An 18,364-nucleotide genomic window follows, 5' to 3' on the forward strand; every position below is an offset into this window, starting at 1 on the left:
CCCGAGAAGACCCACTCATGACTCACGCTAACGCACCCCTGACCCCGACCGGCCGTCTCAGGATGGTCCACCGCCACCTGCACGACGGGATCCCGCAGGCGCACGTGGCCGCCGAGTTCCGGGTGAGCCGGCCCACGGTGGCCACTTGGGTCGCCCGCTACCGCGCCCAGGGAGAAGCCGGCCTTCAGGACCTGCCCAGCCGGCCGCACCGTTCACCTGCCCAGCTCGATCCGGTCTTGGTCGCCCAGATCCACGCCCTGCGGCGGGAGCGCAAGTGGTCCGCACGGCGCATCCATCACCACCTCGTCTCCGAGGGCCACCGGGTGTGTCTTCGTACCGTGGGACGGTGGCTGCACCGACTCGGGATCTCCCGCCTACGGGACCTGACCCCGGCCGGAGAAGACCTGCGCCAACGACCCCAGAAGATCACCGCGAGAGGGCCGGGGCACATGGTGCACCTGGATGTGAAGAAGATCGGGAAGATCCCAGACGGGGGCGGCTGGCGCACCCACGGACGTGAAAGTGAAGCAGGCCGTGCTTCCAAGCGCGGGCCTGGCCGGCGGGTCGGCTACACCTACCTGCACTCGGCGATCGACGGGTACACCCGCCTGGCCTACACCGAGGCGTTGGAGGACGAGCGGGCGGCCACGACCGTGAGCTTCTACTGCCGGGCGCGGGCGTTCTTCGCCGCCCACGGCATCACCGTGGACCGGGTGATCACGGACAACGGGAACAACTATCGGGCTGCGGACTTCACCGCGAAGGTGGTCTCGCTCGGGGGCCGGCATCACCGGATCCGCCCCTACACCCCGCGCCATAACGGGAAGGTCGAGCGGTACAACCGGCTGATGGTCGATGAGGTCCTCTACGCCCGCCCGTACTCCTCAGAGCAAGCTCGGCGTGAGGCCCTGGCGGTGTGGGTGAACCACTACAACTACCATCGGCCTCATACCTCCTGCGGAGACGCTCCTCCGGCCTCGTTGGCACCGGCCCGAGTCAACAACGTCATGCCCTCCTACACCTAGACTCGGCACCGGACCGCGACGCCCCGAACCGGAAGGACCGTCATGACCGACCCCCACGCCTCCCACGACCCGCGCCGTGAGGCCACCCGGCCGAGCTGGTACGGGTCCGAGGCCGGTGCGGGCTCCTCCGGCACCGGCTCCTCCGCCGCCGGCTGGCCCGACGCCCCGGCCGGCGACGCCGACCGCGCCGCCTGGGACCGGGCCCCCTCGTACGCCGAGCAGGAGGGGCAGACCCGCCCCGCCTACGGGCAGCCGTACGGCTACGGCCAGGACGCGAACACCGTCCCCGCCTACGGCTACGGGCAGGGCACGCCCGGCCACGGCTTCGGAGCCCCGCTGCAGCCCGGCCAGACCGACGGCGTCGGCCGCTCGGTGGCCTCCATGATCCTCGGCATCATCTCCGTGGTGGGCGGGTTCACGTTCCTCCTCCCGCCGATCGTGGGCGTGGTCCTCGGCCACATCGGCCTCAAGCGCGAGCCCCACGGCCGCGGCATGGCGATCGCCGGCCTCGTGATGAACTACGTGTCCCTCGCCCTGCTGCTGCTCGCCGTCGTGTTCCTCGTGATCCTGGTGATCGCCGGGATCTCCCTGGGCGACTACACCTCGACCTGACCGGCCGGCTCAGCCGGCCAGCAGCAGCTCGAGGTGCGCGGCCAGGGCGAGCAGGGGCGCGGACGTGCCGGGCCGGCCGATGAGCTGGACGGACCAGTTCAGGCCCCGCTCGTCCCGGAGCACGGGCACCGCGACCGCGGGCAGGCCGAGCACGTTGACCATCGAGGTGTAGGGCGTGAACGCGCACTGCGCCTCGTAGTTGGCCTCGGGCTCCATCGCCAGGAAGTGGCCGACCGGCGGGGGCGCGGTGGCCAGCACCGGGGTCATCACCACGTCGACGGCGGCGAACTGCGCCCGCACCCCGCGCGCCCACTCCTCGAGCCGGTGGGCGGCGTCGTCGAGCTCGGCGCGCCCTGCGGCCCGGGCCGTGCGCAGGAAGTGCGCGGCCACCGCGCCCACGCGCGCCTCGGCGTCCTCCGGCAGCGGCGCCCGGAGCAGCCCGGCCGTCCACACCGTGCGGAAGTCCCGGTGGTAGTCCTCGCCGTAGTAGGGGGAGAGGTCCTCGACCGCGTGGCCGCCCGCGTCCAGGGCGGCGGCGGCCTTCGTCAGGGCGGTGACGGCGGGCCGGGCCAGGGAGATCTCGAGGTTGGAGGCGAAGGGCGAGGCCGTGGTGACGCCGATCCGGCGGGCGTCGACGGCGCCCCCGGCCCGGGCGGTCTCCACGGTGCGGCGCAGGTCCGGCAGCACCCGGCCGGGCAGACCCTCGGGGGAGAGCAGCACGTCGTAGAGCAGGGCGGCGTCCTCGACCGTGTGGGCCAGCGGGCCCGACACCGTGAGGTTGCGGACCGTGTCCGCGTGCTCGTCCATCGGCAGCTCCCCGCGACCGGGCTTGAGGCCCACGAGCCCGCACGCCGCGGCGGGGATGCGGATGGACCCGCCCCCGTCCGAGCCCGGGGCGAACGGGAGGATCCCCGCGGCGACGGCGGCCGCGGCCCCGCCCGAGGAGCCGCCCGCGGTGCGGGTGGGGTCCAGGGGGTTGCGGGCCGGCGCCGTCACGAGGTTCTCCGAGTAGGAGTCCAGGCCGAACTCGGGCACGGTCGTCTTGCCGAGGGTGACGGTGCCGGCCCCGCGCAGGCGGAGCGCGAGCGGGTCGTCCTGCGCGGACGGCGGCGCGTCGGCCAGCAGGGCGGAGCCGAATCGCGTGGGCATCCCGCGCACGTCGATCAGGTCCTTGTACGCCAGCGGAAGACCGTGCAGGGAGGCGGGGGCGCCGTCGTCGTCCGGGGCGGGGGAGGTGTGCGGACCGGGCACGGCCCGGGGTGCGACGCGCGGGTGGGCCGCGTCCAGCTCGGCCGCACGGGTCCGGGCGCCCTCGGCGTCGAGGAGGGCGAACGCGCCGAGGTCCGCGTGGGCCTGGGCCGCGGCGAGGGCCGCCTCCGTGACCTCCCGGGCGCTCAGCTCCCCGGCGGCGAGGTCCTCCCGCAGGCGCACGGCCGAGCGGTCCAGGAGCCGGGCCGGGCCGGGGGCGGAGGGGGTGCGGTCGTCGTCGGCGGCGGGTGCGGCGTCGGAGGTCTGCATGCGGCCGAGCCTAACGGGCGTGGCCCGGGTCATGGACGGCGGGGCCTTCCTGGGATGCCCGGGCGGGTGGCTACGCTGAAGCCATGAGCGCCTTCGAGACCGTCGATGTGAACGAGATCCCCGCCGATGCGGCCATCCTGGACGTCCGCGAGGACGACGAGTGGGCCCTGGGCCGCGCCGCCGGCGCCCAGCACATCCCGCTGGGCCAGCTGCCGGACCGGCTCGAGGAGCTGGACCCGGACACGGACTACTACCTGATCTGCCGCACCGGCGGCCGCTCCGCCCGCGCCGCCGAGTTCATGACCGGCCGCGGCTACTCGGCCATCAACGTGGCCGGCGGCTCCGGCGCGTGGCTCGAGGCCGGCAAGCCGATGGAGGCCGACGGCGACGCCGAGCCCACCGTCAAGTGACGGGGACGGACTCCGCTGACGCGACGCCGTCGCGCCTGCGCTATGCCTTCCTCGGCCCGGCCGGCACCTTCACCGAGGCCGCCCTGCGCAAGGTGGTGGACCCGGCCGAGGCCGAGTTCGTGTCTGCGGGCTCCGTGCTGAGCGCCGTGGCGGCGCTGCGCAGGGGGGAGGTGGACCGCGCCGTCGTGCCCATCGAGAACTCGGTGGAGGGCGGCGTCTCCGCCACCGTGGACGAGATCGCCCTCGGGGAGACGCTGCAGATCCTCGCGGAGGTGCACGTGCCCATCAGCTTCGTGCTCGTGGGCCGGCCCGGCGTCGCGATCGAGGACGTGCGGCGCGTGACCACGCACCCCCACGCCTGGGCGCAGGTGCGCGGCTGGGCCGAGACGGCGCTGCCGGGCGTGGAGTTCACGCCCGCCCCGTCGACGGCGGCCGGTGCCGGCCTCGTGGCCCAGGGCGACTTCGACGCCGCCGTGTGCGCCCCGCTCGTGGCCGAGCAGACCGGGCTGCCGGTGCTCGCCGAGCGGATCGAGGACGTGCCGGGCGCCGTGACGCGCTTTGTGCTGCTCTCCCGGCCGACGGCCCTGCCCGCGCCCACGGGAGCGGACAAGACCACGCTGGTGGTGCCGCTGCCGGAGGACCGGCCCGGCGCCCTCGGGCAGATCCTGGCCGAGTTCACCACGCGCGGGGTGAACCTCTCCCGCATCGAGTCCCGGCCGACCGGCGAGGGCATCGGGCGGTACTTCTTCTCCCTCGACCTCGAGGGGCACCTGGCGGAGGCCCGCGTGGGGGATGCGCTCGCGGCCCTGTACCGGGAGTACCCCGACCTGCGGTTCCTGGGCTCGTACGCGCAGGCCGAGCCCGTGCCCACGAGGGTGCCGGCCGAGTTCACCGACGCCGCGTATCGCTCCGGCCGCGCCTGGGTGGAGTCCCTCCGCTCCCGCTGAGGCGGTGCAGCACTTTCGTTCGGGAAACGGCCGGCCCAGGGTCACTTTCGTTCGGGAAACGGCGGCCCCAGGGTCACCTTCGTTCGGGAAACGGCGGCCCCGAGAGACTTTCGTTGCCGAAACGGGACGATCACCACGACGACGGGCCGTCGTCGTGCTTCCCGTCCGCGCGTCGCCCCGGCGCCCGTTTCCCGAACGAAAGTGCTGGGGAAGCCGCCGTTTCCCGAACGAAAACGGTGGGGAAGCCGCCGTTTCCCGAACGAAAGCGGGGACGGGGGGTCAGATGTGCGGGGCCGGCTCCGGGACGGGGGCGGCGGCGGAGACGCCGTCGTCGCGCACGGAGGCGTCGTCCTCGGCCACGAGCATCACGACGAGCGAGTCCGGCTGCACGCGGGCGTCGAGGGCGGTGATGACCCCGGTGGCGTCGCCGTCGAGCTGGGAGGGCATCGGCTCGGCGAACTCCACCTTCACGCGCTGCGCCTGCTCCGTGTGCATCACGGGGATGGAGCTGCGGGACCGGGTCACGGTCTTCACGGCGATCCGCGCCCAGTCGAGCGCGTGCCGGGGCGAGAGGACCATGACGTCGAGGAGGCCGTCGTCGAGCTTGGCCTGGGGCAGCAGCTCGACGCCGCCCGTGAGCATCCCGCAGTTGGCCACCATCACGGTGCGCACCTTGAACCGGCGGGGCTGACCGCCGTCGAGGGCCACGGTCACCTCGTGCCGCTTGCCGCGCAGGTGCCGTATGCCGGCCTCGCTGTAGGCCAGCCAGCCGGCCAGATCCTTCAGCTCATCCTTGGTGTCGCCCATGATGTCCGCGTCGTAGCCGGCGCCACCGATCACGGTGAAGGTCTGCCGGGTGACGCGCCCGTCCTCGTGCGTGAAGCGGACGTCCACGGTGTCGATGCGTCGCTGCCGGCCCCCCACGGCGATCCGCAGGCACTGCTCGACGTCGTTGATCGGCAGGTCCAGGTTGCGGGCCAGCAGGTTCCCGGTGCCCAGCGGCACCACGCCGAGGGCGACGTCGGTGCCGGCCAGCTGCTCGGCCACGGTGCGGACCGTGCCGTCGCCGCCCGCGGCGATCACGAGCCGGGCGCCGGCGTCGAGGGCCTGCCGCGCCATGGCGGTGCCGGGGTCGTCCTCCTGCGTCTCGAGCACGAGCACCTCGCCGAGGCCCTCCGCCTCCGCGAGCCGCTCGAGCTCGCGCCGCACCCGGTCCGCGTGCGTCTTGATGGGGTTCAGTACCAGCGCGACCTCGTGGCGGCCCGTGCCGATGCCGGGCACCTCCTCCAGCCGGCGCTGCACGCCGCCCACCCGCGCGTCGAGGGCGTCCACCAGGAGACGCGTCCGTTGGTGCTGCACGCCGAGGCGGACCTGGCGCACCGCCAGCACCACCACGACGACGGCCAGCACGGCCAGGAGCACCAGGGCGGCCAGCGCCATCCACCACTCGGGAGTCATGCCCCGAGTCTAGGCGTCGGCCCCGCCCGCTAGGCTGGCGCACGTGATCGACGTCAAGGACCTCATCGAGCAGCCCGAGAAGTACCGCGTCTCCCAGGAGGCGCGCGGGGAGGACGCGTCCCTCGTGGACCGCGTGGTCGAGGCGGACGCGTCCCGCCGCTCGTCCATCGCGGGCTTCGAGCAGCTGCGCGCGGAGCAGAAGGCCTTCGGCAAGCGCGTCGCCCAGGCGAAGGGCGAGGAGAAGAAGGCCCTGCTGGCCGAGGTGAAGGACCTGGCCGCGCGCGTGAAGGAGGCCGAGTCGGCCGCCGGCGCGGCCGAGGCCCGCCTCGCGGAGCTGCAGCGTGCCTTCCCGAACCTGATCGTCGACGGCGTCCCGGCCGGCGGCGAGGACGACTTCGTGGTCCTCAAGGAGGTCGGCACCCCGCGCGACTTCGCCGCCGAGGGCTTCGAGCCGCGCGACCACCTCGAGCTCGGCGAGCTGCTCGGGGCGATCGACATGGAGCGCGGCGCGAAGGTGTCCGGCGCCCGGTTCAGCTTCCTCAAGGGCGTGGGCGCGCGTCTCGAGCTCGCCCTGATGCAGCTGGGCCTGGACCTGGCCCTGGAGAACGGCTTCGTGCCGGTCATCCCGCCCACCCTGGTGCGCCCGGAGACCATGCAGGGCACCGGCTTCGACGTCGAGCACGACGACGAGATCTACCGTCTGGAGCGCGACGACCTGTATCTCGTGGGCACCTCCGAGGTGGCCCTGGCCGGCTACCACGCGGACGAGATCATGGACGTGAGCGCCCCCGTCCGGTACGCGGGCTGGTCCACGTGCTACCGGCGTGAGGCGGGCTCGGCGGGCAAGGACACCCGCGGCATCATCCGCGTGCACCAGTTCAACAAGCTGGAGATGTTCATCTACGCCGCACAGGAGGACGCGGAGGCGGAGCACGAGCGCCTGCTGGCGTGGGAGGAGCGGATGCTGGGCGCCATCGAGGTGCCGTACCGCGTGATCGACATCGCCGCCGGCGACCTCGGCCTCTCCGCCGCCCGCAAGTTCGACTGCGAGGCCTGGGTCCCCACGCAGGGCACCTATCGCGAGCTGACGTCCACCTCGAACTGCACCACGTTCCAGGCCCGCCGTCTCAACATCCGCGAGCGGGTCCGCACGGAGGACGGTTCCAAGGGCGGCACCCGCATGGTGGCCACGCTCAACGGCACCCTGGCCACCACCCGCTGGATCGTGGCGATCCTGGAGAACCACCAGAACGCGGACGGCTCGGTCACCGTGCCCGCCGCGCTGCGTCCCTACCTCGGCGGGATGGAGCGCTTCGAGCTGGTCTGAACGGACGACGTCGTCCCCCGCGGCGCCGGTCGCCTCGCCCGCCCGCCCCGCGGCGCCCCTGCGGCGCCCCTGCGGTTCACCCGCGCGTCGCCGTCGTGTCCGGGCCGTGTGGTTGGGTGGAGGTCATGACGAAGAAGCTCGTGTGCCTGGACGTGGACGGAACGATCGTGGACCATGACGGCCATCTGCATGAGCCCGTGCGCGCGGCCGTGCGGGCCGTGCTGGACGCCGGGCACCACGTGGTCATCGCGACGGGCCGCTCCCGCGCGGCCACCCTGCCCGTGGCCCGCTCCCTGGGGATCGGCGCCGGCTTCATGGTGTGCTCCAACGGCGGCGTCACGCTGCGCCTGGACCCCGAGCTGGAGGAGGGCTACGAGGTCACGGACCTGCGCACCTTCGACCCGCGCTCGGTCCTGACCCAGCTGCGCCACCGCCTGCCCAGCGCCAAGTACGCGCTCGAGCTGCCGGACGGCACCTTCCGCTCCACCGAGCGGTTCCAGGACATGTCCTTCGGCGTGGCCGCGGAGGGCGTCACGTTCGAGGAGCTCATGGACACCACGGCCGTGCGCCTCGTGGTGTTCTCCACGGACTCCTCCGCCGAGGAGTTCGGTCGCGCGGTGGAGGGCATCGGCCTGTCCGGCGTGACCTACTCCGTGGGCTGGACGGCGTGGCTCGACGTCGCCGCGGCGGGCGTGACCAAGGCCTCCGGGCTCGAGGCGCTGCGCACCGTGCTGAAGGTGGCCCCCGAGGACACCGTGGCCGTGGGCGACGGCCGCAACGACATCGAGATGCTGCGCTGGGCCGGCCGCGGCGTGGCCATGGGCCAGGCCGTGGAGGAGGTCGTGGCCGCCGCGGACGAGGTCACCGGGCACGTGGACGAGCACGGGCTCGCCACGGTGCTGCGCTCGCTCCTCGAGGAGCCGGCCGCGGCCTGAGCGGCGCGACCGGCCCGGGCCGCCGGGTCAGCCCCCCGCCAGCGTGAGCAGCCGCGCGGCGGCGGGGCGGCAGGCGTGCTCCTCGTTCCAGTAGGAGCGCTGCACCGCCTGCGAGACGGCCTGCGCCGTGATCCCGAGCGCGGCGGCCGCCGGCTTCTGCTGGCCGCGCACGCCGGGCACTAGCAGGTCCAGCACCGCCCACTCGGCGTCGGTCCGGGACCACACGAGCTGCCCGACGAGTCGCAGCACGGCCTCGGCCTCGGCGGCCGCCTCCTCGTCGCGGCCGCGCACGGCCAACGGGATCCGCGCGGTGGACACGGTCGCCGCCTCCACGGCCCGCCGCGCCGCCGCGAGACCGGGCCCGCCGGCGTCGTGCAGGTCCCCGGAGGCGGGCGCGCCCGCCGCACCGTCCGCGTGCGTCACCGTCCCGACGCCGACCCCCACGTTCCAGCGGCGCTGCCGCAGGGCGCGCAGCGCCACGTCCACGGCGACGCGCGGGTCCTCGACGGCGCCGATCAGCTCGTCGCCCACGGCGCGCTGGAACGGGAGCACGACGGCGTCGTCCAGCCCCGGCACGTCCTGGAGGGCGCGCAGGAACGTGTCCACGCGGTCGCCGGCGTCGAGGGTGTCCCGCTGGTTGATGGTGAGCACGAACATGGTGGTCGATTCTGCCAGCCCGCAGACGACGCCGGCCGCCCACCCCGAGGGGTGAGCGGCCGGCGTCGCGCGCGTGGGCGGTGCGGGGATCAGCGGCCCTGGGGCTCGTCCGTCGCCTCGCCCTCCTCGGTGGCCGGCTGCGCCTCCTCGGTGTCCACCGCGCGGCCCTGGGGCTCGTCGGTCGGGGACTCCTCGCCCTGGGCGTCGAAGCGCTGGATGGACGCCTCGAGCTCGGCCTCGGCGGCCGCGCGGCCCTCCCAGCCCTCGGCCTTGACCCACTTGCCCGGCTCCAGGTCCTTGTAGCGGGTGAAGAAGTGCTCGATCTCCTGCTTGAGGGACTCCTCCACGTGCTCGAGCTCGGTGATGTGGTCGTAGCGCTTGTCCGCCGGGACGCACAGCAGCTTGGCGTCGCCGCCGCCGTCGTCGGTCATGTTGAACACGCCGATCGGGCGGGCCTCGACGACGCAGCCCGGCACCAGGTCGAAGCCCGGCAGGTACACGAGGGCGTCCAGCGGGTCGCCGTCCTCGCCGAGGGTGTTCTCGAAGTAGCCGTAGTGCGTGGGGTACTGCATGGAGGTGAAGAGCACGCGGTCCAGGCGCAGGCGGCCGGTCTCGTGGTCGAACTCGTACTTCACGCGGGAGCCCGCGGGGATCTCGATGGTGACGTCGTGCGCCATGACTCTCCTTCGCACAGAGGGTGGGGTGTCCGGGCGGCGCGGCGCCGCCCGGCGGTGCTGCCGTCAGCCTACCGGGGGCGTCCGTCATGATGGACGCATGGGACAGGTGGACACGGGGCGCGCTGGGCGTCGGGATCGACGCACGGAACACCGCCGGAGCCGCTCGCTCCCCGCCGTCCTCCTGGCCGCGCTCGCGGCCGTCCTGGTCGCCTGCGGGCCCGTGACCGCGCCGCCGGCCCCGTCGAGCGCGCCCGCCGCGTCGACGACCGCCGCGCCGACGTCGACGTCCCCGTCCGCCGGCCCCACCGCGGCCGAGGTGGCGGCCGCCGTCGAGCCGGGGCTGGCGACGTCCCCGGGCACGGTCTCCGCCGAGTTCCGCGACCTCGCCACCGGCGAGGTGCTCTACGCGCGGGACGCGGACGAGCCCGTGGCCCCCGCGTCCTCGCTCAAGGTGCTCGCCGCCGCGGCCATCGTCTCCGCCCTGGGTCCTGAGACGACCCTGCAGACCACCGTGGTGGCCCAGCCCACCGCGGACGGCGCGGCCACCGAGCTGGTGCTCGTGGGCGGCGGCGACGTGCTGCTGGGCACGGGCGCCTCGGACTCGACGCACGTCTCCGGCCGCGCGGGCCTGCGCACCCTCGCGGAGCGGACCGTGGCCGGGCTGGTCGAGGACGGCGTCACCGGGCGGGTGGTGGTCAGCACGGACCTGCGGCTCTTCACGGACCGGACGGCCCTGAACCCGCGCTGGACGTCGGACATCCCGGAGAGCGGCAACATCGCGCCGGTGCAGCCGTTGGCCACCTACGGCGGCCGTGAGGCCCCCGGCACCGGGGAGGACCGCATCGAGGCCCCGGCGCAGTTCGCCGCGCTCACCTTCCAGGCCGCGCTCGACGACGCGGTGGCCGCCTCCGGCGCCGACCTCGAGGTGGGCCTGCGGGACACGTTCCCGGCCACCGAGGTGCCGCGCGCCACGGTCCTCGCCGCCGCCCCCGTCGCGGCGGTGGAGTCCGCGTCCGTGGGGGAGCAGGTCGCGTACCTGCTGGCCCACTCGGAGAACCAGGTGGTCGAGGCCCTGGCCCACACGGCCGCGCCCGCCACGGACCTGCCGGCCACCCACGAGGGCGCCACGCGGCTGCTGACGGCCACCGCCGAGGACCTCGGCGTGGACACCGCCGGGATGGCGCTCGTGGACTCCTCGGGCCTGTCCCCGGACAACCGCGTCAGCGCGGGCCAGCTGGCCGGCGTCGTGGCCGGGGTGGCCCGCACACCCGCCCTGGGCACCGTGCTGGAGGGCCTGCCGCGGCCCGGCGAGGACTCCACCCTGGGCGACCGGTTCCCGGATGCCCCCGCGCGGCAGGCCGTGGCCGCGAAGACCGGCACGCTCGACCAGACGGTCTCCCTCACCGGCACCGTCACCACGACGTCCGGGCGGGTCCTCGCGTTCAGCATCATCTGCTCGGATCTGCAGTGGAAGCTGGAGCCCGCGCGCGCGGCGGTCGACGAGGCCGTCAGCGCCGTCGCCGGGCTCTGATCCGAGGTTCGGGGCCTGTGATCTGATGGAGCCCATGAGCGACGACCACGCGACCGACCGCCCCCGCACCGCCGCGGACGCCGAGCCGGGCGCCACCGCCGAGCCGGGCCCCGCCGTCGCCCACCCGGTGGACTGGGCCTTCGCAGCACGGACCGCACGGTCCCTCGCCGCCGCCGGGCCCCGGTTCACGCCGCGGGAGGCGACGCGCGAGGCGGAGGGCCTGCGCGCCGCCGCGGAGGCCGCCGTGCCGCACGTCCACCGCCTGACCGGGCTCGAGGCGGCACGGGACCTGCGCGACTCGCAGGTGCTCGTGGTGGACCGCCCCACCTGGTCGCGCGCCGCCACCCAGTCCTTCGCCACCCTGCTGGACCCCACGTTCGCGCATCTGCGGGACACCCGGCCCCGCGAGCACGCCGCCGCCACCACCCGCGTCACCCGGCACGCCACCGCCCTGGAGATGGGCGGGATCCTCGCCTGGATGTCCGGGAGGATCCTCGGCCAGTACGACCCGTTCATCGCGCTGCCCGGCCCCGGGGGGACGGCGGGCGGCCCCGCCGGCGGACGCCTGCTGCTCGTGGCCCCGAACGTCGCGCAGGTGCGCGCGGAGATCAACGTGGACCCGGCGGACTTCCGCCTCTGGGTGTGCCTGCATGAGCAGACCCACCGCGTGCAGTTCGCGGCCGCGCCCTGGCTGCGCGAGCACCTGCGGGCCGAGATCACGGCGCTCACCGTCGGCCTGTTCGACAAGGCCGAGTCCCTGCCCGAGCGCCTGCGCACCGCGCTCGCGGCGGCGAACCCGCTGGGTCGGGAGGCCGACGCCGGCCGGACTGGGGCGCGGGACGGACACGACGCGCAGGACGTGGCCCCGGCCCGCCCCGCGCCGGGCCTGCTCGGTGCGATCCAGGACGAGGAGGACCGGGAGCGCCTGTCCCGGCTGACGGCCGTGATGTCCCTGCTCGAGGGGCACGCGAACGTGGTGATGGACGGCGTCGACTCCTCCGTCGTGTCCTCCGTCAAGACCATCCGCCGCCGCTTCGACGAGCGCGGCGACCGCCGCTCGCCCCTGGACCGCATGCTCCGCCGTCTGCTGGGCATGGACGCCAAGATGGCCCAGTATCGCGACGGTCAGAGGTTCGTGGCCGCCGCCGTGGCCGAGCTCGGCATGGCCGGGTTCAACGTGGTCTGGGACGCCCCCGAGCTGCTGCCGAGCGAGGCCGAGCTCCACGCCCCCGAGACGTGGGTGGCGCGCATCCGTGCCCAGGCCTGAGGCGCGGGACCCGGGGCCGACGCCGGTGGGCGGGGTCGGCGGCGTGCCCGCGGTCGGCGCGTGGCCGCCGCGCACCCGCTGGCCCGAGCCCCTGCACCGGGCCGTCGCGGCGGTGCGGGAGGCCCTGGCGGGCGACGGGACCCGTCGCGCGGATGCCGTGCCGGGCCGGGCGGGGAGTCGTCCCCGCGGCCTCGTCGCCCTCTCCGGTGGCGCCGACTCCCTCGCGCTCGCCGTGGCCTGCGCCGTCCTCGTGGGCACCCGGGAGGGTGCGCGGCTCGGCCCGATCGGCGCGGCCGTGGTGGACCACGGGCTGCAGTCGGGCAGCGACACCGTGGCGGCGGCCGCCGCCGACGTCGCCCGCATCCTCGGTCTGACCCCGGTCACCGTCACGCGGGTCGAGGTGGCCCGCACCGGCGACGGCCCCGAGGCCGACGCCCGGCGTGCCCGCCGGGAGGCCCTCGCCGCCGCCGCCCGGGACGCGGGGCAGGGGGGCGCCGCCGTCGTCCTCACCGCCCACACCGCCGACGATCAGGCCGAACAGGTCCTCCTCGGGCTCGCACGCGGCTCCGGCACGCGGTCCCTCGCGGGGATCCCGGCGCGCGGGACGCTGCCGGGCGGGGCCGCCGTCGTCCGCCCCCTGCTGGGCCTGACCCGCGCGGACACCGAGACGATCTGCCGCTGGGCCGGGCTGACCTGGTTCGAGGACCCGCACAACCGCGATCCCGCGCTGCTGCGTTCGCGGGTCCGCACCCGCGTGCTGCCCGCGCTCGAGGACCCCGACGCCGGCCTCGGCCCCGGCGTGCGGGCCGGGCTGGTGCGCACCGCGGCCATCGCGGCCGAGGACGCCGCGGCCCTCGAGGCATGGGCCGGCGCCGAGGTCACCCGGCTGCGCGTCGACCCGCCCGCCCGGGACCCGCGCGTCGTCTCCCTGGATCTGGACGCCCTGGCCGCGCTGCCCGCCGCCGTGCGCCACCGCGTGATCGCGCGCGCCGCCCGCGCCGCGGGAGGGCAGGCCCCGCCCCGCGAACGGATCCTCGCGGTGGACGCCCTCGTGACGGGCGCCCGCGCGGGGGGCACGTCGGCCGGTCCGGTGGAGCTGCCCGGCGGGGTGGCCGCGCATCGGGCGTGTGCCAGACTGGACCTCATCCCCTGCCTGCCCGGTCCCTGACTGCGGCCCGGCCCGGCATTCCCGCACGAGCACTCACCAGGAGCGGCGCATGGACGCACAGGATGTCCAGAACGACCTCACCCACGTCCTCATGTCCCGCGAGGACGTGCAGGACACGATCACGGACCTGGCCCGCCAGATCGACCGCGACTACGCGGACAAGGACCTGCTCATCGTCGCCGTGCTCAAGGGCGCCGTGATGGTGGTCGCCGACCTCACCCGCGCCCTGCACTCCCACGTGGAGCTGGACTTCATGGCGGTCTCCTCCTACGGCTCCGGCACCAAGTCCTCCGGCGTGGTGCGCATCCTCAAGGACCTCGACGCGGACCTCACGGGCCGGCACGTCCTGATCGTCGAGGACATCATCGACTCCGGCCTGACCCTGTCCTGGCTCAAGGCCAACCTGGAGTCCCGCGGCCCGGCCTCGGTCGAGATCTGCACCCTGCTGCGCAAGCCGGAGGCCATGAAGGTGGACATCGACGTGAAGTACGTCGGGCGGGACATCCCCAACGAGTTCGTGGTGGGCTACGGCCTGGACTACGCGGAGAAGTACCGCAACCTGGACTTCGTGGGCACCCTCGCCCCGCACGTGTACAGCTGACCGGGGGCCCGGCCCGGCGTGGCCGCCGCAGCAGCGACCTGTCACGTGAGCGGTCGCTCTGAGGTGCCATTCACGCCCCATTCCGACTCCTTGCGTGACAGGTCGCCGGCGTCCCCGAGGTGACGGCGCACCTCCACGATCACGCGCGTGAATCCGCGGCGAGCGTCGGAGGAGGACACGGTGATGTTCCGGTAGCCCCGTCGCTCGAAGGCCGCGTTGCGCTGCACGTCGCGGTCGATCTGGCGATCCGCGCCGTGGTGGCCGCCGTCGTAGTGCAGGGCCACTCTCGCCTGCCGATAGCCCAGGTCCGCCGTCGCGGGGTGGTGCAGGGAGAACTCCGGGTCCCAGACCTCGAGCTGCAGTGCGGGCTCGGGGAGCCCGGCGGCCCTCAGCGCGAGCCGCAGCCGCGTCTCCTTCGGCGAGTGCGCCCCCACCCGGACCAGTGTGGCGGTGGTGCGGAGCCGTCGTCGTCGGTTGTGCGCGGACGGGCTCGCTTCGGCCGCCTGGGCCAGGGCCGCCCGGGTCCGCTCGGCGGCGTCCGGGCCGCCGGACAGCTGCGCCCGGCGGACGAGATGGTCGCCGAGGATGACGAGCTCGTCGTCGTCGAGCAGGGCCGAGAGGTCGACCCAGAGACGGGGCGGGGCGGTGACGTACCAGGCCAGGCCGCCGATCCGCACGCGCTCCACGTCCGCGGGCGGGAGCGCTGTTCGGTGGGAGGTGACGCCGGGGAGGGAGAGCTGGCCACGGTCTCGCGGGCGGCTCACGTGGACGTCGTCCCCCGCGTCCAGTCGCTCCGGCAGCCAGATCTCCCGGGCGCGGGCCGCGGTCTGGTGCGACACCACCGTGGTGGCGCGGTGCCGGGCGAGTCGCAGCAGGAGCTCGTGTTGGGTGGCCGAGAGCGGGGTGCTCCACCGGTAGGGGGAGGAGCCGGCCACGGGGCGTTCGACGGCGGCCGGGGTGGCCTCACGCCGGCGGTAGAGGCCCCGGGCGAGGCGTTCGATGTCGGAGCGACGCAGCCGGTTGCGGTCGATGCCGGCGGCCCTCGCCTGCGCGGCGGTGAAGGGACCGTCAGGCAAGGCCGCGGGAAGCGGGGCGGGGCGACGCATGGTGCCAGCCTGGCGCGGTGGGGCGGGCGATGTGCTGGGCCGCCGCCGGCCCGGGGAGGATTTCGGGTGCGCGGGGGCCTGTGCAGGAGGGGACACAGGGGCGCGACCGCAGCGCCGGCGACCTGTCACGCGAGCGGTCGCTCCGAGGCGCCATCCACGCGCCATTCCGACCTCTCGCATTCCCGGTGGGCGTCAAGACGGCGCTGGCCGACGTCGGCGCCGGCCGACCGCCCGCGCCCTGTCCACCTGACGCGAACAGTCAGCGGACACCCGGGCCGGGCCGGTACCGTGGGGGCTTGACCCGGGCGCGACGTCGGCCCTGCGCCGTCCCCGGCCGCACGGCGGCCGCCCCGGGCAGCCCGGCCCCCGCGGCAGACCAGGAGACACTCGGACCGTGAAGAAGCTGTTCAACAAGCCCTACGTCTGGATCCTGCTGGGCCTGCTGGTCCTCGCCGTCGCGATCCCGCTGACCACGTCGCAGAGCGGCCGCACCATGGTGGACACCAACGTGGGCATGGCCCTGCTGAAGGACGACAAGGCCGCGCAGGCCCGCGTGGTGGACGGGGACCAGCGCGTGGACCTCACCCTGCGTGAGCCCTACAAGCAGGACGACCGGGACCTCGGCAAGGAGGTCTACTTCTACTTCGCCAGCGCGCGCGCCACGGACGTGGTCACCGCGGTGGACGACTCGGCCCTGGACGGCTACACGGACGAGCCGGTGCGGAGCAACTGGTTCCTCTCGCTGCTCGGCTTCATGGTCCCGTTCCTGCTCATCGCACTGCTGTTCTGGTTCCTGATGTCCCGCATGCAGGGCGGCGGCGGCAAGGTCATGCAGTTCGGCAAGTCCCGCGCCAAGCTGATCAACAAGGACAACCCGGACGTGCTGTTCAAGGACGTCGCGGGCGCGGACGAGGCCGTGGAGGAGCTCCAGGAGATCAAGGAGTTCCTCACCGTGCCGGACCGCTTCCGCGCGGTGGGCGCCAAGATCCCCAAGGGCGTGCTGCTCTACGGCCCGCCCGGCACGGGCAAGACCCTCCTGGCCAAGGCCGTGGCCGGTGAGGCCGGCGTGCCGTTCTACTCGATCTCCGGCTCGGACTTCGTGGAGATGTTCGTGGGCGTCGGCGCCTCGCGCGTGCGCGACCTCTTCGAGCAGGCCAAGTCCAACGCCCCCGCCATCATCTTCGTGGACGAGATCGACGCCGTCGGCCGGCACCGCGGCGCAGGCATCGGCGGCGGCAACGACGAGCGCGAGCAGACCCTGAACCAGATGCTCGTGGAGATGGACGGCTTCGACGCCTCCACGAACGTCATCATGATCGCCGCGACCAACCGCCCGGACGTCCTGGACCCGGCGCTGCTGCGCCCGGGCCGCTTCGACCGCCAGATCCCCGTGGACGCCCCGGACCTCGAGGGCCGCGCCAAGATCCTCGAGGTGCACGCGCAGGGCAAGCCGATCGCCCTGGACGTGGACCTGCGCTCCCTGGCCAAGCGCACCCCCGGCTACACGGGTGCGGACCTGGCCAACGTGATCAACGAGGCCGCGCTGCTCACGGCGCGCTCGAACAACAACGTGATCGACAACCACGCCCTGGACGAGGCCGTGGACCGCGTGATGGCCGGCCCGCAGAAGCGCACCCGCCTGATGAACGAGCACGAGCGCAAGGTCACCGCCTACCACGAGGGCGGCCACGCGCTCGTGGCGGCCGGGCTGCGCAACTCCGCCCCGGTCACCAAGATCACGATCCTGCCCCGCGGCCGCGCCCTGGGCTACACGATGGTGGTCCCGGAGGACGACAAGTACTCCGTCACCCGCAACGAGCTCCTGGACCAGCTCGCGTACGCGATGGGCGGGCGCGTGGCGGAGGAGATCGTGTTCAAGGACCCGTCCACGGGCGCCGCGAACGACATCCAGAAGGCCACGGACACGGCCCGCAAGATGGTCACCGAGTACGGCATGTCCGCCAAGGTGGGCGCGGTCAAGCTCGGCGGCGGCAGCTCCGAGCCCTTCGTGGGCGGCGCCGCCGGCGGCTCCTCCCGTGAGTACTCCGAGGAGCTCGCGTACCTGGTGGACGCCGAGGTCCGCACCCTGCTGGACCAGGCCCACGCCGAGGCCCACTGGGTGCTCACGGAGAACCGGGACGTCCTGGACCGGCTGGCCTACGAGCTGCTGGAGAAGGAGACGCTGACCCAGGAGGCCATCGCCGCCATCTTCGCGGACGTGCGCAAGCGGCCCGAGCGCGGCGTGTGGCTGGCCTCGGACGACCGGCTCCCGCAGGACATCCCGCCGGTCCTCTCCCCCTCCGAGCGCCGCTCGCGCCACGACGGCGGGGAGCAGACCCCCGTCGGCGTCGAGGGCACCACGGTGCCGGTGCGTCCGGAGGGTGCGCCGCCGTCGTCGCTGGGCGGGGACGCGGCCGGCCCCGGCCTGCCGCCGCACGGCGGTCCGAGCAACACGCCGGGCCCCGGCGAGGGACCGACCTTTTGACCGCGCAGGAGGCCCGCATGACAGCCCACACCCCCGACGACGCCGTCCCCGGCACGTTCGACCCGGACTCGACCGCGGTGGACCGGCCGCGCATCGAGGCGGCGGTGCGGGAGATCCTGCTGGCGATCGGTGAGGACCCGGACCGCGAGGGCCTGGCGGACACCCCGGCGCGGGTGGCCAAGGCGTACGCGGAGTTCTTCGCGGGCCTGCACCAGAGCCCGGACCAGGTGCTCGGCACCACGTTCGACATCGCGCACGAGGAGCTCGTGCTGGTGAAGGACATCCCGTTCTACTCGACCTGCGAGCACCACCTGGTGCCGTTCCACGGCACCGCGCACATCGGCTACATACCCTCCGCCGAGGGCCGCGTGACGGGGCTGTCCAAGCTGGCCCGTCTCGTGGAGCTGTACGCGCGGCGTCCGCAGGTGCAGGAGCGGCTGACCACGCAGGTGGTGGAGGCGCTCATGGAGCACCTGGCCCCGCGCGGGGCGATCGTGGTGGTGGAGGCCGAGCACATGTGCATGTCCATGCGCGGCGTGCGCAAGCCGGGCGCGAAGACCGTCACCTCGGCGGTGCGCGGCCAGCTGCGGGATCCGTCCACGCGCTCGGAGGCGATGAGCCTCATCATGCACGGCTGAGG

17 protein-coding genes are annotated in these 18,364 nt (G+C 74.4%); 12 read left to right on the forward strand and 5 right to left on the reverse strand.

Annotation, left to right across the window (positions count from 1 at the left end; genetic code table 11):
* Positions 1-17 precede the first annotated feature (17 nt).
* Together AC3RJ9_RS00270 and AC3RJ9_RS00275 are read left to right on the forward strand one after the other, a co-directional pair.
* Positions 18-1,025, forward strand: a complete 1,008-nt coding sequence (locus AC3RJ9_RS00270) for an IS481 family transposase (protein WP_159833221.1) — start codon at positions 18-20, stop codon at positions 1,023-1,025.
* A 42-nt stretch (positions 1,026-1,067) separates the two neighbouring features.
* Complete coding sequence (locus AC3RJ9_RS00275) at positions 1,068-1,637, forward strand: DUF4190 domain-containing protein (protein ID WP_061866747.1); 570 nt, start codon at positions 1,068-1,070, stop codon at positions 1,635-1,637.
* Between the two features lie 9 nt (positions 1,638-1,646).
* Here AC3RJ9_RS00275 and AC3RJ9_RS00280 read toward each other — a convergent pair whose 3' ends face one another.
* Complete coding sequence (locus AC3RJ9_RS00280; protein ID WP_061866746.1) at positions 1,647-3,155, reverse strand: amidase; 1,509 nt, start codon at positions 3,153-3,155, stop codon at positions 1,647-1,649.
* A gap of 83 nt (positions 3,156-3,238) precedes the next feature.
* Here AC3RJ9_RS00280 and AC3RJ9_RS00285 point away from each other — a divergent pair, with 83 nt between their 5' ends.
* Positions 3,239-3,565, forward strand: a complete 327-nt coding sequence (locus AC3RJ9_RS00285) for a rhodanese-like domain-containing protein (RefSeq protein ID WP_010079684.1) — start codon at positions 3,239-3,241, stop codon at positions 3,563-3,565.
* A complete protein-coding gene (pheA, locus tag AC3RJ9_RS00290) occupies positions 3,562-4,512 on the forward strand; it encodes a prephenate dehydratase (RefSeq protein ID WP_095353943.1) in 951 nt (316 codons plus the stop codon). The genes AC3RJ9_RS00285 and pheA overlap by 4 nt, the downstream gene beginning before the upstream one ends.
* Positions 4,513-4,791: 279 nt before the next feature.
* On the opposite strand, the gene AC3RJ9_RS00295 is transcribed toward pheA, so the two are convergent.
* Positions 4,792-5,970 carry a diacylglycerol/lipid kinase family protein gene (locus tag AC3RJ9_RS00295; protein WP_123244263.1) on the reverse strand — a complete coding sequence of 393 codons (1,179 nt, stop codon included), beginning with the start codon at positions 5,968-5,970 and terminating at the stop codon, positions 4,792-4,794.
* Positions 5,971-6,013: 43 nt separating this feature from the next.
* Here AC3RJ9_RS00295 and serS point away from each other — a divergent pair, with 43 nt between their 5' ends.
* Positions 6,014-7,297, forward strand: a complete 1,284-nt coding sequence (serS, locus tag AC3RJ9_RS00300) for a serine--tRNA ligase (protein WP_123244264.1) — start codon at positions 6,014-6,016, stop codon at positions 7,295-7,297.
* A gap of 125 nt (positions 7,298-7,422) precedes the next feature.
* Positions 7,423-8,232 carry an HAD family hydrolase gene (locus AC3RJ9_RS00305; protein WP_044659867.1) on the forward strand — a complete coding sequence of 270 codons (810 nt, stop codon included), beginning with the start codon at positions 7,423-7,425 and terminating at the stop codon, positions 8,230-8,232.
* 27 nt (positions 8,233-8,259) lie between these two features.
* On the opposite strand, the gene AC3RJ9_RS00310 is transcribed toward AC3RJ9_RS00305, so the two are convergent.
* Together AC3RJ9_RS00310 and AC3RJ9_RS00315 are read right to left on the reverse strand one after the other, a co-directional pair.
* Positions 8,260-8,889, reverse strand: a complete 630-nt coding sequence (locus tag AC3RJ9_RS00310; RefSeq protein WP_123244265.1) for a hypothetical protein — start codon at positions 8,887-8,889, stop codon at positions 8,260-8,262.
* 89 nt (positions 8,890-8,978) lie between these two features.
* Positions 8,979-9,566, reverse strand: a complete 588-nt coding sequence (locus AC3RJ9_RS00315) for an inorganic diphosphatase (protein WP_123244266.1) — start codon at positions 9,564-9,566, stop codon at positions 8,979-8,981.
* A gap of 97 nt (positions 9,567-9,663) precedes the next feature.
* Between AC3RJ9_RS00315 and AC3RJ9_RS00320 the strand changes: the two genes are divergently transcribed.
* From AC3RJ9_RS00320 to hpt, 4 genes are read left to right on the forward strand one after another with little or no spacing between them, the layout of a single operon-like run.
* Positions 9,664-11,097: a D-alanyl-D-alanine carboxypeptidase/D-alanyl-D-alanine-endopeptidase gene (locus tag AC3RJ9_RS00320; RefSeq protein WP_123244267.1), complete on the forward strand. Its 1,434-nt coding sequence runs from the start codon at positions 9,664-9,666 to the stop codon at positions 11,095-11,097.
* Between the two features lie 34 nt (positions 11,098-11,131).
* On the forward strand, positions 11,132-12,364 hold the full coding sequence (locus AC3RJ9_RS00325; protein WP_123244268.1) for a zinc-dependent metalloprotease: 1,233 nt from the start codon (positions 11,132-11,134) through the stop codon (positions 12,362-12,364).
* Complete coding sequence (gene tilS, locus AC3RJ9_RS00330; protein ID WP_123244269.1) at positions 12,351-13,532, forward strand: tRNA lysidine(34) synthetase TilS; 1,182 nt, start codon at positions 12,351-12,353, stop codon at positions 13,530-13,532. The genes AC3RJ9_RS00325 and tilS overlap by 14 nt, the downstream gene beginning before the upstream one ends.
* A 49-nt stretch (positions 13,533-13,581) precedes the next feature.
* Complete coding sequence (gene hpt / locus AC3RJ9_RS00335; RefSeq protein WP_002858265.1) at positions 13,582-14,133, forward strand: hypoxanthine phosphoribosyltransferase; 552 nt, start codon at positions 13,582-13,584, stop codon at positions 14,131-14,133.
* Between the two features lie 41 nt (positions 14,134-14,174).
* Here hpt and AC3RJ9_RS00340 read toward each other — a convergent pair whose 3' ends face one another.
* Entirely contained in the window at positions 14,175-15,239 is a 1,065-nt protein-coding gene (locus AC3RJ9_RS00340; RefSeq protein ID WP_123244270.1) for a type IV toxin-antitoxin system AbiEi family antitoxin domain-containing protein, read from the reverse strand.
* A 394-nt stretch (positions 15,240-15,633) separates the two neighbouring features.
* On the opposite strand from AC3RJ9_RS00340, the gene ftsH reads away from it, so the two are divergent.
* Positions 15,634-17,724, forward strand: coding sequence for an ATP-dependent zinc metalloprotease FtsH (gene ftsH, locus AC3RJ9_RS00345; RefSeq protein ID WP_095353932.1), 2,091 nt, complete (start codon positions 15,634-15,636; stop codon positions 17,722-17,724).
* Between the two features lie 17 nt (positions 17,725-17,741).
* Positions 17,742-18,362, forward strand: coding sequence for a GTP cyclohydrolase I FolE (gene folE, locus AC3RJ9_RS00350; protein WP_020625291.1), 621 nt, complete (start codon positions 17,742-17,744; stop codon positions 18,360-18,362).
* Positions 18,363-18,364 lie beyond the last annotated feature (2 nt).

This window comes from Micrococcus sp. 63XJN7_6_ISO-PGPR-S23-444, assembly GCF_058072765.1.

Coding starts and splice junctions, on each gene's coding strand:
- hpt (WP_002858265.1), top strand. CDS start 13,582: ATGGACGCACAGGATGTCCAGAACGACCTCACCCACGTCCTCATGTCC.
- AC3RJ9_RS00325 (WP_123244268.1), top strand. CDS start 11,132: ATGAGCGACGACCACGCGACCGACCGCCCCCGCACCGCCGCGGACGCC.
- AC3RJ9_RS00315 (WP_123244266.1), bottom strand. CDS start 9,566: ATGGCGCACGACGTCACCATCGAGATCCCCGCGGGCTCCCGCGTGAAG.
- AC3RJ9_RS00285 (WP_010079684.1), top strand. CDS start 3,239: ATGAGCGCCTTCGAGACCGTCGATGTGAACGAGATCCCCGCCGATGCG.
- AC3RJ9_RS00280 (WP_061866746.1), bottom strand. CDS start 3,155: ATGCAGACCTCCGACGCCGCACCCGCCGCCGACGACGACCGCACCCCC.
- AC3RJ9_RS00305 (WP_044659867.1), top strand. CDS start 7,423: ATGACGAAGAAGCTCGTGTGCCTGGACGTGGACGGAACGATCGTGGAC.
- AC3RJ9_RS00320 (WP_123244267.1), top strand. CDS start 9,664: ATGGGACAGGTGGACACGGGGCGCGCTGGGCGTCGGGATCGACGCACG.
- AC3RJ9_RS00340 (WP_123244270.1), bottom strand. CDS start 15,239: ATGCGTCGCCCCGCCCCGCTTCCCGCGGCCTTGCCTGACGGTCCCTTC.
- folE (WP_020625291.1), top strand. CDS start 17,742: ATGACAGCCCACACCCCCGACGACGCCGTCCCCGGCACGTTCGACCCG.
- AC3RJ9_RS00270 (WP_159833221.1), top strand. CDS start 18: ATGACTCACGCTAACGCACCCCTGACCCCGACCGGCCGTCTCAGGATG.
- AC3RJ9_RS00295 (WP_123244263.1), bottom strand. CDS start 5,970: ATGACTCCCGAGTGGTGGATGGCGCTGGCCGCCCTGGTGCTCCTGGCC.
- AC3RJ9_RS00275 (WP_061866747.1), top strand. CDS start 1,068: ATGACCGACCCCCACGCCTCCCACGACCCGCGCCGTGAGGCCACCCGG.
- AC3RJ9_RS00310 (WP_123244265.1), bottom strand. CDS start 8,889: ATGTTCGTGCTCACCATCAACCAGCGGGACACCCTCGACGCCGGCGAC.